The sequence below is a fragment of the Rubrivirga sp. genome (genome assembly GCF_965213695.1).
In the GTDB taxonomy this organism is placed as follows: Bacteria; Bacteroidota; Rhodothermia; order Rhodothermales; family Rubricoccaceae; genus Rubrivirga.
Genome location: NZ_OZ243912.1, coordinates 1,322,921 through 1,335,927, shown reverse-complemented (window position 1 = coordinate 1,335,927; position 13,007 = coordinate 1,322,921). Strand labels below are relative to the sequence as shown.

Below are 13,007 nucleotides of genomic sequence, written 5' to 3'. Positions count from 1 at the left end.
CGCCGGTGCGAGCGAGGGCTCCAGCCACGTCCAGAGCGCCTGCCCTCCCCTATCAGCGGACGATTGTAGCGGGGCGTGTGAAGACCTCCGCGCCCGTCCGCATCCGGAGGAGGTAGACGCCGGGGGAGAGTCCGTCGGCGTTCCACCGCACCTCGTGGGCGCCGGCCTCGTGGGGGCCGTCCGCCAGGACCCCGAGCCGGCGTCCCGTGACGTCGTACGCCTCGATCCGGACGTCGGCGGGCGCGGCCAACGAGAAGCGGACCCGCGCGACTCCCAGGGACGGGTTGGGGACGGCACCGACCAGGTCCGTGCTCCCAGGACGCGGCGACGACGACACGGGCGTCGCGCGCCCCCGGACCAGCTCGACGGTCCCACCGCTCCCAGTGGCCCTCGCGTTCGACGACGTGACCCCGACGTCGTACGATGCGGAAGCGGAGTCGGGCTCGGCGACCTGGAGGGTCCACGCGAGCTCGCGGGCTTGGCCGGGCGCGAGCGTCCCCACCTCCACGGCCTCGGGGCCGCTCACGAGCGTGAGCACGTCGCCGTCGAACGTGAACTGGACCGCGACGTCCTCGGCGGGGCCGCCGCCGCCATTCGCGACCGTCGCCCGGACCTCGACCGTGGCGCCGTCGTCGAGCACGGAGGGGTCGGAGGAGGCATAGACGTAGGGGGCCGCCTCGGCTCCCTCGACCGCGTCCAAGAGACCGGCCGTGTCGTCGAGCACGTCCGTGAGGGAGGCTTCGACGTCGCCGGCCTGCTCCCGGACCTCCTCCGCCGTGACCGACCCGTCGGCGTGGCCGAGAAGGGCTACGGCGAGACCGAGGCGGGCGAACACAGACTGGAGCCCGCTCTCCATCAGCGCGCCGGCCGATCCCTGAACCGCCGCCGCCTCGGCGTTGGGGGCGGCGGCGTAGCCGGGGAGCGCGGCGACGAACAGGCCATCGACGAGCTGGCGCTCGGCCTGGAGGAGAGACACGGCCGCCTCGGCGCTGGCCTCGCGGTCCCCGGACTCGACGTGGCCCACGGCCTCGGCCACGAGATCTCGGTAGGCGTCCACCGAAGGGGGGACGGGCAGGACCCAACGCGAGTGGATGTGACCGGACGCCCGCGAGGCCACGGCCGCGGGCGCGTCGGCGGCGTCCGGGAACGGCGCCCCCGGACGGAACGGGCGTTCGAGGAGCGTGCGGAAGTCCACGCTGCGGAGCTGATTCATCCGCCGGGCGGAGACGGCCACCGAGGCTCCGGTGCCCCCCCATTCGAGCGCGCGGAACACCTTGAGCAAGGCGAGGATGCCCCTAGCGGGAACGGGGTCGAAGAGCTCGGCAAAGAACCCGTAGGCCGAGGCCGCCTCACGCAGTGAGGACGAAGCGGCGACCGCCGCCTGGTTCCGAGTGCGGATCTCGTTGAGCCCGTCGTCGACGGCGTCTCGTGCGGCGACCAACTCCCCCTCGGCGTTCCCATAGGCCAGGGCGATGGCGTTCTCCAGGTCGCCCTGGGTTCGAGTGATGAGGCTGCTGAGCAAGACCCGGTCCGCGACGAAGGTCGAGATGCCCGTGATCACCTCGTCGACCGCCGTGCCCGTAGCCGCTTCGAACGCCCCGCCCCGGTGCCTCGCCACGAGCGCCTTGAGAATGACGGGCCGCATTACGTCTACGGTAGATGCCCATTTGGTGCCTTCGGCGATCGCTTCAAGGGCGGCGAAGATCGTCTTCTCATACACGAAGCTTCTCAACTCATCCAAGGCATTGGCCATGAGTGCGTCGAGGATCTGGTCGTTGGTCCGTGCCGATTTGTTCTTGGCCGCGGTGGTGGCAGCGAACAGGGCCGTACTGGCGACGACGAGGGCTTCGGCCATCTCGTTCGTGACGTCCCGGCTGTCACTGAGGCCGGTCAGCAGAGCCTCCTCGGCCATCTGGAGCCGCGCGACGGACTCGTCCCGCGCCGACTCGCCGTTGGGCATCACGGCCCAGTCGTCCACGAGTGTCCGAATCGACTCCGCGTCGTAGCCGGTGACGTTGAGGCGGAGGAGGGGGCCGAGGTCAAGGGGCACGGGGGAGAGGCCGTCGATCTCCGGCTTCGCGAGCGCGTCCGCCAGTTCGAGCTGGCGGTTGAAGAGGCCGACCGGGAGGTCGATCCGGACGCTGTCGGGCGTCGCGCCCTCGACCCACGGCTCGTGGCCCTCGCTGTAGCGGACGAGGTCCTCCCCGTTCGAGAGCGTCCACGATGCCGCGACCGTGTAGTCCGTCAGTTCCGCATCGGACCATTTGAAGACGCCGCCGTCTCCGCTCCCAGACGTGCCTGCGGAGCTCCCCCCGTAGCCTCCCTCGAAAAACTCGATTGCGGCACTGAAGAGAGGCTGTCGTTGAAGCAGCCCCTGCGAGCGGAGCAGACGGGTGTCCCGGATCACTCCGGCGATCTGCGGCTCGCCCAGGCCGCCGGTCAGGGGGATGACGACGGGAGTCTCGGGGTCGTCGGCCTCGTGGTCGATCTGGAGCACGCCCTCGTAGGCGAGCACGTCCGGGGGCGCGAACGTGACCGTGATCGTGTGGTACTCCCCGGGTTCGAGGTCGAACCCGCCGGCGCCGTCCGTGATCGAGAACGGGGCGTCGCCGGTGACGGCCACCAGCCCGCCCGTGGCGACGTCGCCGACGTTCGTGACCGTGACGTACTGGGAGGCCTCGTCGCCGGGCGGGACCTCGCCGAACCCGAGCGAGTCGGCCGAGACCGCCAGCTCGCGGCGGACCACCCCCGTCCCCGTCAGTGCGACCTCGACGGGGCTTGCGACGCCGTCCGCGTCGTGCTCGATGGAGAGCGTGGCGACGGCGTCGCCGACCTCGACGGCGGCGAACGTGACGTCGACCGCGAGGGACTGACCGGACGCGAGCGTGAACGCGCCGCCGCCCGACGTGAGGGAGAACACGTCGGTCTCGGAGAGCGACACGCTGCCGCCGACGGGGGTGCTTCCCCCGTTCGAGACGGTGACCGTTCGGGTCGAGTCGGCCCCTACGGACACCGCGTCGAACGTGAGCGCGCCCGGTGACACGCTGAGCGCGACCGAGCAAATGTCGTCGGGCCAACTCAGGTCCGTGACTGTGATCGATGCGATCCAGTTCTCGAACTGGCTGTTGTCGGGCACGCAGACGCCAGCACCGAAAAGGGCCGATGTCAAGTCGAGACTCAAATAGCTGAGAGGGACCGGACCCGTCAGCGCGTTGCCGGCGAGGTACAAGGTCCTCAGAGTGGTGAGGCCACCGAGCGCAACGGGGACCGGTCCGGACAGGTCGTTCTCACTGAGCTGCAGGTTTCCTAGCAAAGGGAGGTCGCCTAGCGCATCGGGAATCGAGCCCGTCAGGGCGTTGCGGCTGAGGAACAAGCCCCTTAGCTCGTGGAGGTCGCCAAGCGTGTCGGGGATCGGACCGGACAGCTCGTTGTCCGTGAGGTCCAAGCTCAGAAGGGCGGAGAGGTTGCCGAGCGCGTCGGGGATCGACCCGGACAGCGCGTTGTTGTTCAGCCTCAGTTCGGTCAGCGCGGGGAGGTTGCCCAGCGCGGCGGGGATCGGCCCCGACAACTCATTCCCGCTGAGCCACAGACGCCACAGCGTCGATAGGTCGCCGAGCGAGGCCGGGATTGGCCCCGTCAGCGCGTTGCCCGTGAGCCACATCTCTCGTAGCGCGGGGAGGTCGCCGAGTGCGGCCGGGATCGGCCCGGACAGGGCGTTGCTGCTGAGACTCAGGTACTCCAGCGACGGGAGGTTGCCCAGCGCGTCGGGGATCGTGCCGGACAGCTCGTTGTTGGCGAGGATCAGGCGCCTCAGTGCGGAGAGGTTGCCGAGCGCACTGGGGATCGACCCGGATAGCTTGTTCCCCCCAAGGCCCAGGTGACTCAGTTCGGAGAGGTTGCCGAACGAAGCGGGGACCGGCCCCGTCAGTGCGTTCTCGCTGAGGTCCAAGAGCGCCAACGTGGAGAGGTTGCCGAGCACGTCGGGGATCGGCCCCGTCAGGGCGTTGCCGTAAAGCCACAGGAGCCCCAACTCAGAGAGGTTGCCCAGCGCGTCGGGGATCGGTCCAGACAGCCCGTTGTTGTTGAGGTTCAACTGGAGGACGCGCTTGGGGGAGTCAGACGAGGGGGCGCCGGATGTGACTCCGTGCCACACGCTGACAGGCCCGGTGAGCCACCCGTCGCTGTTGGTCCACTCCGGTCCGTTCGTCGCGTTGTAGAGCGCCACCAGCGCGAGTGAGTCGGACGTGGCCACTTGAGCACGCGCGGGCGCGAACGCCGCCAGCGCCCCGACGGCTAGGAGCGAGAGGGCACGGTTCAGAAGCGGTCGTGTCATGGCTCTGCGTGTCGGTCGGCTGCGAGGACGTCCCGAGCTGGCGTCGCACCGGGCCCCGGGTCGGGCGTCGAAAGCCCAGGCTAGCGGAGCCGCGGATCAGCCGCATGGGCAGAGAGTGCCCATCTTCTTGCGCGGCCGGCGTCCCCCTTCTTATCATTAGGTTTCAAATCGTTTTAGCGGCTCACTCCAGACTCCGTGTCTCTCTCGACGTCGGACACGCTCGGCCACGGCGGCCCGGCCGTCCTCGCCCTCCACGGCGGGCTCGGGTGGGACTCCGCCACGCTCCGCCCCTGGCTCGACCCGCTCGCCGAGCGCGCCCGGCTGACCTACGTCGACCTCCTCGGGTGCGGGGCCTCGCCCGAGCCCGACGACTGGTCCGAGGTCACGAACGAGACGTGGGCCGAGGGCGTCGAGGACGTCCGCGACCGGCTCGACGCCGAGGCGGGCGGCCACGGCTGCGTCGTCGTGTTCGGCCACTCGTACGGGGCCGCGGTCGCCCTCGAGGTCGCCCGGCTCTTCCCGGACCGCGTGGCCGGGCTCGTGCTCTGCGCGCCGCCCCCGCGACCGGCCCACCTCGGGGCCGCCGCCGCCCGTGCCGAGGCTCGTCTTCCCAACCTCCCACCCGAGACGGGCCCGGCGCTCCGGGCCGCCCTCTCGGCCCCGCCCGAGACCGACGCCGAGTTCGCTGCGGCGATGGCCGCGCTTCTCCCGCTCTACGTCGCCGACCCCGACGCCCACGACCTCGGCGCCTTCGCCGGCCGCGTCCGGTTCCGGGCCGGCGCCGTCCGGCGGTCGTTCTACGGGCTCCTCGCCGAGTACGACCCGCGGAGTTGCCTTGGGGAGATCAATGCCCCGGCCCTCGTCCTCTCGGGCCGCCGCGACTGGGTGAGCCCGCCCGACGAGGCGCCGGCCGAGCTGGCGGCGGGCCTCGGCGCCGAGCACGTCGTGTTCGAGCGGAGCGGGCACTTCCCGTTCCTGGAGGAGCCCGGCGCGTTTGCGAGCGCCGTCGGCCGGTGGCTCGGCCGCCTCGCCGACGCGCCGGGCCCCTCGCTTCCCCAGGCCGGATGAGCGTCGCGCTCTCGTCCGACGACCGGGACCGGATCGCGCGCGCGGCCCGGACGCTCGCCTCGCCGCTCGCCTTCGAGACCACCGCGGCGTGGGGCCTGGCGGTCCAGCGGGCGACGGTCGAAGCCGTCGGAGCGGACAAGGCGTTTGTCCATTGGACCGGCGTCGACGACTTCGTCACAGAGACGTACTCGCCAGCCGATGTCGCTCGGTACCCGAGCTACCTCCCGCTCCTCCAGGAGATCGGGCTGTACGAGCGGTCCGAGCGGCTCGGCGTCTTTACCCGGCGCGAGGGGTATGGGCCGCACTACGACCGGATGTGTGAGACCGAGTACGTCCGGGAGTTCCTCCCGTCGGTCGACGCCCACGACTCGCTCACGATCTACGTCCCCGCCAGCCGCCAGCCCTCCCCGGAGCCCGCCGTCCAACTCCTCGTCCACTCGTCGGCGCCGGGGCGGCCATTCGGCGCGCGCCACGTCGAGGTCGCCCGCCGGCTCCGCCCGGCGTTCGTGGCCGGCGTCGCGGTCCTGCGCCAGATGGCCCGGGTCCGGGGCGACCTCCTGGGACTCGTCGACGCCACTGGCGGGCCGTGCGCCGTGTTCTCCGCGGGCGGCCGGCTCGTCCACGTGTCGCGGGCGCTGGAGGAGGCCCTGGCCCGGGAGCCCCGCCGGGAGGCGCTCCTCGACCGCGTCCGTCGCCTGGCGACCGAGGCGCTGCCGCCGACCGCGACGGCCGGGGCCGCCGGCTCCGCGGGGACGGCCGGGTTCGCGGGGACGGCCGGCCGCTACCGGTTGTCGGCGAGCCCGACCGCCGGGGCACGCCCGCTCTTGGTCGTCGCCGTCGGGGTCCCGCCGCCGCCGAGGCGAGCGCCGTCGCCGGGCGAGGTCGCCGGGCGGCTCGGGCTCACGCCGCGCCAGTCCGAGGTGGCGCTGCTCCTGGCCGAGCGGTACTCGAACAAGGAGATCGCGGCGGCGCTGTCGGTCAGCGCCCACACGGCGCGGCACCACGTGGAGGCCGTGCTGGGCCGGCTCGGGGTCGTGAGGGCCGAGGTCGGCGACCTCTTGTCACTCGGACGCCGAGTGACATCGAGCCCGTCACCGAGTGGCAACCCGCGCCTCCAGTAGGAGCGCCGGCCCCTCGGTCGGTGAGTAGGAGATGGGAATCAGGAGCTGTCCCCCGGAGGGGCGGTCTCCCGAGGTGTGGACCTAGTGCCGTGACACGTTGCTCGTGAGCGGCCCCCCTGGTCGGCCGGCCATCGCTCCGCTCAGCGGCCGGCCGACCTGTCCCCCTTGAAGGGGGACCGCTCCTGCGGCACGGAGCGGAGCGATGGCAGCAGGAGTGGGGGTCTGCCCACGAGCAACCGGGCATCGCTCTAGTGGGCGGTGGAGGGACACCCTGCATGGCGTCCGTATGGGGCTCGCGGACCGACTCCGGTAGCCCTTGCCTCTGCCCGCTCCCCCATTCCCATTCTCGCGCCCGTCCCGCTTGCGGGGAGCGAAGCGAGCCCCCTTTCAACTCTCGCTGAAACCGCGAGGGAGCGCCGGGGGTCACACGGCGGCCCGGTATCTTCGGCCCTTTCGCGCCTCGCCCATGTCCCAGGTGACCCACACACCCGGCCCCCTTCTGGCCACGATCGACTCGCCGGCCGACGTCCGGGCGCTGCCCGTCGAGCGACTGCCCCAGCTCTGCGACGAGCTCCGCGAGTTCATCGTCGACGTCGTCTCGGTCCACGGCGGCCACTTCGGGGCGTCGCTCGGCGTCGTCGAGCTGACGGTCGCGCTGCACTGGGCCTACGAGACGCCCGACGACCAGCTGGTGTGGGACGTCGGCCACCAGGCGTACGGGCACAAGATCCTGACCGGCCGCCGCGACGCTTTCCCGACGAACCGGACCTACGGCGGGCTCAGCGGCTTCCCCAAGCGCGACGAGTCTGAGTACGACACGTTCGGGGTCGGCCACGCGAGCACGTCGATCTCGGCCGCGCTCGGGATGGCCACGGCCAGCGACCTCATGGGGACGGGCCAGAAGGTGGTCGCCGTGATCGGCGACGGGTCGATGACGGGCGGGCTCGCCTTCGAGGGGATGAACAACGCCGGCGCCTCGGACGCCGACCTGTTGGTGGTCCTCAACGACAACCGGATCTCGATCGACCCCAACGTCGGCGCGCTCCACGAGTACCTCGCGCGGGTGTCGTCGTCGGGGTCGTGGAACGCGCTCAAGGGCGAGGTCTGGGAGATGTTCGACAAGATGAAGGGGCTGGGCGGCGGCCACCTCCAGCGGCTGGCGTCGCGCGTCGAGGACGGGCTCAAGGCGGTCTTGACGCCCGGCATGTTGTTCGAGGCGCTCGGCTTCCGCTACATCGGCCCCGTCGACGGCCACGACGTCCAGGACCTCGCGCTCAAGCTGAAGAAGCTCCGCGCGCTGCCGGGCCCGATCCTGCTCCACACGCTCACGGTCAAGGGCAAGGGGTTCGCGCCGGCCGAGGCCGACCAGGTCAAATGGCACGCTCAGTCGAGCCCGTTCGACAAGCTGACCGGCAAGAGCCTGGCGACGCCCTCGGCCAACGGGACCAAGCCGCCCAAGTGGCAGGACGTGTTCGCCGACGCCGTGATCGAGCTGGCCGAGCAGGACGACCGCGTCGTCGGGATCACGGCGGCCATGCCGTCGGGGACCAGCCTGGGCAAGATGATGGCGGCGATGCCGGACCGGGCGTTCGACGTCGGCATCGCCGAGATGCACGCGGTGGTCTTCGCGGCCGGGCTCGCGACCCAGGGGATGCGCCCGTTCGCGGCCATCTACTCGACGTTCTTGCAACGGGCCTACGACGGCGTCGTCCACGACGTGGCGTTGCAGAACCTGCCCGTCGTGTTCTGCATGGACCGGGCCGGGATCGCCGGCGCCGACGGGCCGACGCACCACGGGGCGCTCGACGTGGCCTACATGCGGGCCGTCCAGAACCTGGTCGTGGCCGCGCCGCTCGACGAGCAGGACTTGCGCGACCTGCTGTTCACGGCGCTCCAGCACGACGGCCCGTTCGCCGTCCGCTACCCGCGCGGGGCCGCGACGGGGATGGCGCTGCGCGACGGGTTCCAGGCGCTGCCGATCGGGAAGGGCCGGAAGGTCCGGGACGGCGGCGACGTCGCGTTCGTGACCTACGGGGCCATCGGTCAGTACGCCGTCGAGGCGTGCGAGCGGCTGGCGGCGGAGGGCGTCGAGGCCGCTCACTACGACTTGCGGTTCGTGAAGCCGCTCGACGCGGCGCTCCTGACCGAGGTGTTCGGCCGGCACAGCCGCGTGGTGACGGTCGAGGACGGCGTCCGCGACGGGGGCGCCGGCTCGGCGGTGCTCGAGTGGGCCTCCGACGCGGGCGTGCTCGACGGGACCCGGGTCGTCCGGCTCGGCTTGCCGGACCGGTTCGTCGAGCACGGGACCCAGCGCCAGCTCCACGACGAGGTGGGGATCGGGCCGGACGGGCTGGTCCGCGCCGCGCGAGCGCTCGTCGGGGCCGAGGCCGAGGCGGCGTAGGACAGGGCAGGCTGTTCTCCCTGAGCCGGCCGCAAGGCAGAGTCGTATCGTCCTCGCGGCGACACTCGCCTCACTCCACCTGATGACATCCCGCCTCCTTCTCGCCATCGCCAGCCTCGTCCTCCTCGGCGCGTGCGACGCCGCTCCGGGTCTTGAGCCTGGGGACGAGGAGATCCCGACGGCCCCTCTCCGCGCGCAGTCCCGACTGGCTGAGGTCGCGGTCGGCGACTTCACGCTCGGACTCAAGGCAGACGCAGGGATGCAGGGTGGGACCCCGTTGGAGGTCGGGGCGGGCGGCTTCGCTCGGTTCTCCGCCTACCAATCTGGGGTCTGGCTTGGCGGCGTCCAGGACGGCGCGACCCGGTCGAGCATCGTGTACTGGGAGAGCAACTTCACAACCGACTGCGGCGACGGCCAGGGCCGCCTGTTCGCCCTCGACTCGGACACGACGTACACCGACACCGAGGCCTGGCCTCGGGCGCTCGGCGCACCGACGGAGGCCGACGGGAGCCCGCGCGTCTACGGCAACCAAATGCTCTGGGGCTCATTCTGCTCCGTCCCGCTGACGTTCTCCGGCCAGTGGGCCAACCGCCACGCGGACCCTCTCCAAGGCCTCCGGATGAACATGGCCGTGTACCGATACCGACGGGATGATCTCGACGGGGCGCTGTTCGTCCGCTACGAGGTGTCGAACGAGGGCGCCGCCCCGATCACCGACCTCCGCGTCGGGACCTTCTCCGACACCGAGTCGCCCGGGCTCTACGCGCGACCGGAGGGCGCCCCGGGTCCGTTCTACAGCCACGACGCCGTCGCCTTCGACCCGGCCTCCGGCCTCAGCTACGTGTACCAGATGCCGTTCCGTGAGAGCGACGGCTCGTTGTACGTCTCGACGTGGGTCTCGGGCTACACCTTCCTCGACCTCCCCCTCCTCTCCCACCGGATCCTCCGCCGGTACACTTGGCAGGAGCCCGAGGGGTTCGGACAAGGCCCGGCCTCTGCTACGGAGGTCGTCCGCGCCTTGGACGGCCTGTCGTACGCGGGCGACCCGATGATCGACCCGACCACGGGCGCTCCGTCCCGGTTCGCGTTCTCGACCGACCCGTTCGCCCGGACGACCGGGTGGCTCGACGGTCGCGACGAAGACGGCGTGTTCGAGGGCTTCGATGTTCGCCAGCTGCTGTCGGCGGGGCCTGTCGCGCTCGGCGCCGGAGAGACGCTAACGTTCACCGTCGTCTGGGTCACCGCCGATGAGCAACCGACGAGCTTCGACTCGTACCGGCAGGTGCAGCAGACGCTGGCGGCCGTCCGCGCCGAGCCGTCGCTGTGGCGGTTCGGGCCGGAGGGCTAGGCCCGCTCGCGGAGCGGGCTGAGAGCTGGCGACCTGGAGCGGCGTTGTGGGGCACGAACCGAGGAGATGCCGCGTATCCTGACGGAGCCGCCTCCGCCGCCATGCCCGCCGTCCTCCTCCAGCCGCTCCTCGACTCGCCCGCGCTGCCGCACCACGTCGAGGCGCTCCAGCGCGCGCTCCGCGCCGAGGCCGAGTCGCGCGAGCGGTTCCGCAAGTGGCTGACGCCGTCGACCAAGGCCGAGTTCATCAACGGAGAGGTCGTTATGCACTCCCCCGCCCGAGACGTCCACAACCAGGTCGTCCGCCGTCTCGTCACCTTGCTCGGCGCCCACAACGACGCGCACGCGCTCGGCGGGACGGTCGCCGCTGAGAAAGCGCTCGTCGGGCTCACGCGGAACGACTACGAGCCGGACGTGGCGTTTTGGGGGCCCGACAAAACCCAGGAGATCGGGCGAGACACCAAGGTCTACCCCGCGCCGGACCTCGTGGTCGAGGTGCTGAGCGCGAGCACGTCCGGCCGCGACCGCGGCGTCAAGCGCGAGGACTATGCGGCCCACGGCGTCGCCGAGTACTGGATCGTCGACGCCGACGACGAGTCCGTGGTCGTTCACCGGCTCGGGGGCCGGCAGTACACCGAGGCGACGGCCGGGGCGACGCTCGCGAGCGAGGTCGCGGCCGGCTTCGCGATCCCGACACGGGCGCTCTTCGACGACGCGGCGTCGCTGGCCGCGCTCCGAGCCGTCGTCGGCTAGGCCCGCTCTTTCAGCAGGTCCAGCACGGCGGCCTCGGGCGGGCGGAGGCCGGCCGGCGTGTTGCCGGCGTTCCGGCGTCGGACGCGGTCGCGCAAGTCGCCCTCGCGGAAGGCGTCGAGCACGTCGGGGTGGACGTAGTACCGGCGGCAGACGGCCGGCGTGTTGCCGAGCGCCTCGGCCGTGTCCTGGATGGCCCGGACGATGAGCCCGTCCGCGTCGTCGACGGTGTCGTGGGCCGCGAGCGACTCGGCGGCGGCGACGGTCCCGCCCCACGTCCGGAAGTCCTTGGCCGTGAACGGCTCGCCGGTCGTCTCGTGGAGGTACCCGTTGACGTGGCCGCTCTCGACGTCGTGCTTGTCGCCGCCCTCGTCGTAGAACTGGAACAGGTCGTAGCCCGGGATGTCGCGACACGCCTTGACGAGCCGGGCCAGCCGCCGGTCGCGGACCGCCAGCGACTGGCTCTTCCCGCTCTTGCCGACGAACTCGAACCGGACCTCGGACCCCTCGAACGAGACGTGCTTGTCGCGGATCGTCGTCAGCCCGTACGACCCGTTCTCGGTCGCGTACTGCTCGTTGCCGACGCGGACCAGGGTCTCGTCCAAGAGCCGAACGCAGAGCGCGAGCACCTTCTCGCGGCCGAGCCCGGACGCGCCGAGGTCGGTCTCGACGCGGGCGCGGAGCCCGGGGAGCGCGTCGCCGAACCCGACCATCCGGTCGAACTTGAGCCGGTTCCGGTGGGCGAGCCAGTCGTCGTGGTAGCGGTACTGCTTGCGGCCCTTGTCGTCGCGGCCGGTCGCCTGGAGGTGGCCGTTCGCCGAGGGGCAGATCCAGACGTCGTCCCAGGCCGGCGGGATCGCGAGCGCCTCGATCCGGTCGCGGACGGCGTCGGAGACGAGCTCGCCGTCGGGCCGGTGGTACGAGAACCCGGCGCCCCGGCGGACCCGGGCGATCCCGGGGCGGGCGTCGTCGGCGTAGCGGAGGCCGGGGGGCGTGTCGGGCATCGGCGGTGGGACGACGGGCCCGGCCTCGGGGTCCCGCACGGGCCCCAGGATTCGGGCTCCTCCTGATCCAATCGTACCAGACGAACCCCGCACACGCACCACGGGGCGCGGCGCCGGACCGAGCACCTTGCCTCTCCACACGCACCGACCGCCATGTCCCGCCTCCTCGCGCTGCTCACGCTCCTGCTCGCCGCCCCCGTCGTCGCCCAGGGGGTCCCGCTCGACCCCGAGCCCTCAGACACCGAGCCGGCCCTTCCCCCACCGCCGGCCGCGCAGCCGCCCGCCGCCCCGTCCCCGGCGCCCGCCCCGGTCGTCGCCCGCGCCACCCAGCGGGTCGGCCCGGCGCGGCTCAGCGGCCCGCGCGTCGGCGTCACGATCCTGAACGCCGCGACGGTCGACGACATCAACGAGACGTTTCCCGGAGACGACGGCGAGCGGATCAGCATGGAGATGCCGGTCATCACGCAGTTCGGGTGGCAGTTCGAGACCCGGCTGTTCCAGACCGAGTCCGGCCTGACCGGAGTGACCGAGGTCGTCGGGCTGGTGGGCGGGCTCGACCGGAACCTGCTGCTGCCCAGCGCCACCTTCCTGGTCGGGATGCGGACGGTCAACGGGATGGAGATCGGGATGGGACCGAACCTGTCGCTGAGCGGCACCGGCTACGCCGTCGCGCTGGGCATGAACACGCCCATCGGCGAGGTGAACGTGCCGATCAACGTGGCCGCGGTGTTCGGCCAGGGCGGGCCGCGCATCAGCCTGCTGGCCGGATTCACGCTGTCGTCCCGCACGTATTAGCGGAGTGCCACATCGAGTGTGACGGGTGGGTCCCCGGTCGCTGCTGATCCGTGATTCGTGACTCCCACGAGCGGGCTCACGCATCACGGATCACGCATCGGGCACGCGCTACCCGTCAGATACTCCGGATGGTTCATCAGCGGCACAACCGGCGGTGGCCCGGGCGGCGCGGGTAGCTTCTGGCAGCC

8 protein-coding genes are annotated in these 13,007 nt (G+C 71.8%); 6 read left to right on the top strand and 2 right to left on the bottom strand.

Translation table 11 applies throughout. The features are described 5' to 3' along the window. Nucleotides 1–52: 52 nt before the first annotated feature. Complete coding sequence (locus ACOOHE_RS05865; protein ID WP_420456867.1) at nucleotides 53–4,333, bottom strand: choice-of-anchor D domain-containing protein; 4,281 nt, start codon at nucleotides 4,331–4,333, stop codon at nucleotides 53–55. A 195-nt stretch (nucleotides 4,334–4,528) separates the two neighbouring features. On the opposite strand from ACOOHE_RS05865, the gene ACOOHE_RS05860 reads away from it, so the two are divergent. The 5 genes from ACOOHE_RS05860 to ACOOHE_RS05840 all read left to right on the top strand — a co-directional run bounded on the left by ACOOHE_RS05860 (nucleotide 4,529) and on the right by ACOOHE_RS05840 (nucleotide 11,023). Beyond that, nucleotides 4,529–5,401: an alpha/beta fold hydrolase gene (locus ACOOHE_RS05860; RefSeq protein ID WP_420456866.1), complete on the top strand. Its 873-nt coding sequence runs from the start codon at nucleotides 4,529–4,531 to the stop codon at nucleotides 5,399–5,401. After that, nucleotides 5,398–6,522 (top strand): response regulator transcription factor, encoded by a 1,125-nt coding sequence (locus ACOOHE_RS05855; protein WP_420456865.1) that lies wholly within the window; start codon nucleotides 5,398–5,400, stop codon nucleotides 6,520–6,522. Before ACOOHE_RS05860 ends, ACOOHE_RS05855 begins: the two co-directional genes overlap by 4 nt. A 466-nt stretch (nucleotides 6,523–6,988) precedes the next feature. Then, on the top strand, nucleotides 6,989–8,923 hold the full coding sequence (gene dxs / locus ACOOHE_RS05850; protein ID WP_420456864.1) for a 1-deoxy-D-xylulose-5-phosphate synthase: 1,935 nt from the start codon (nucleotides 6,989–6,991) through the stop codon (nucleotides 8,921–8,923). Nucleotides 8,924–9,005: 82 nt separating this feature from the next. Beyond that, a complete protein-coding gene (locus tag ACOOHE_RS05845) occupies nucleotides 9,006–10,271 on the top strand; it encodes a hypothetical protein (RefSeq protein ID WP_420456863.1) in 1,266 nt (421 codons plus the stop codon). 101 nt (nucleotides 10,272–10,372) lie between these two features. Further along, nucleotides 10,373–11,023: a Uma2 family endonuclease gene (locus ACOOHE_RS05840; protein ID WP_420456862.1), complete on the top strand. Its 651-nt coding sequence runs from the start codon at nucleotides 10,373–10,375 to the stop codon at nucleotides 11,021–11,023. On the opposite strand, the gene ACOOHE_RS05835 is transcribed toward ACOOHE_RS05840, so the two are convergent. Then, a complete protein-coding gene (locus tag ACOOHE_RS05835; RefSeq protein ID WP_420456861.1) occupies nucleotides 11,020–12,024 on the bottom strand; it encodes a DNA topoisomerase IB in 1,005 nt (334 codons plus the stop codon). The two genes, ACOOHE_RS05840 and ACOOHE_RS05835, sit on opposite strands and share 4 nt — an antisense overlap. A 153-nt stretch (nucleotides 12,025–12,177) precedes the next feature. Between ACOOHE_RS05835 and ACOOHE_RS05830 the strand changes: the two genes are divergently transcribed. Further along, on the top strand, nucleotides 12,178–12,819 hold the full coding sequence (locus ACOOHE_RS05830) for a hypothetical protein (RefSeq protein ID WP_420456860.1): 642 nt from the start codon (nucleotides 12,178–12,180) through the stop codon (nucleotides 12,817–12,819). The last annotated feature ends 188 nt before the right edge of the window (nucleotides 12,820–13,007 follow it).

Coding starts and splice junctions, on each gene's coding strand:
- ACOOHE_RS05835 (WP_420456861.1), bottom strand. CDS start 12,024: ATGCCCGACACGCCCCCCGGCCTCCGCTACGCCGACGACGCCCGCCCC.
- dxs (WP_420456864.1), top strand. CDS start 6,989: ATGTCCCAGGTGACCCACACACCCGGCCCCCTTCTGGCCACGATCGAC.
- ACOOHE_RS05840 (WP_420456862.1), top strand. CDS start 10,373: ATGCCCGCCGTCCTCCTCCAGCCGCTCCTCGACTCGCCCGCGCTGCCG.
- ACOOHE_RS05830 (WP_420456860.1), top strand. CDS start 12,178: ATGTCCCGCCTCCTCGCGCTGCTCACGCTCCTGCTCGCCGCCCCCGTC.
- ACOOHE_RS05845 (WP_420456863.1), top strand. CDS start 9,006: ATGACATCCCGCCTCCTTCTCGCCATCGCCAGCCTCGTCCTCCTCGGC.
- ACOOHE_RS05865 (WP_420456867.1), bottom strand. CDS start 4,333: ATGACACGACCGCTTCTGAACCGTGCCCTCTCGCTCCTAGCCGTCGGG.
- ACOOHE_RS05855 (WP_420456865.1), top strand. CDS start 5,398: ATGAGCGTCGCGCTCTCGTCCGACGACCGGGACCGGATCGCGCGCGCG.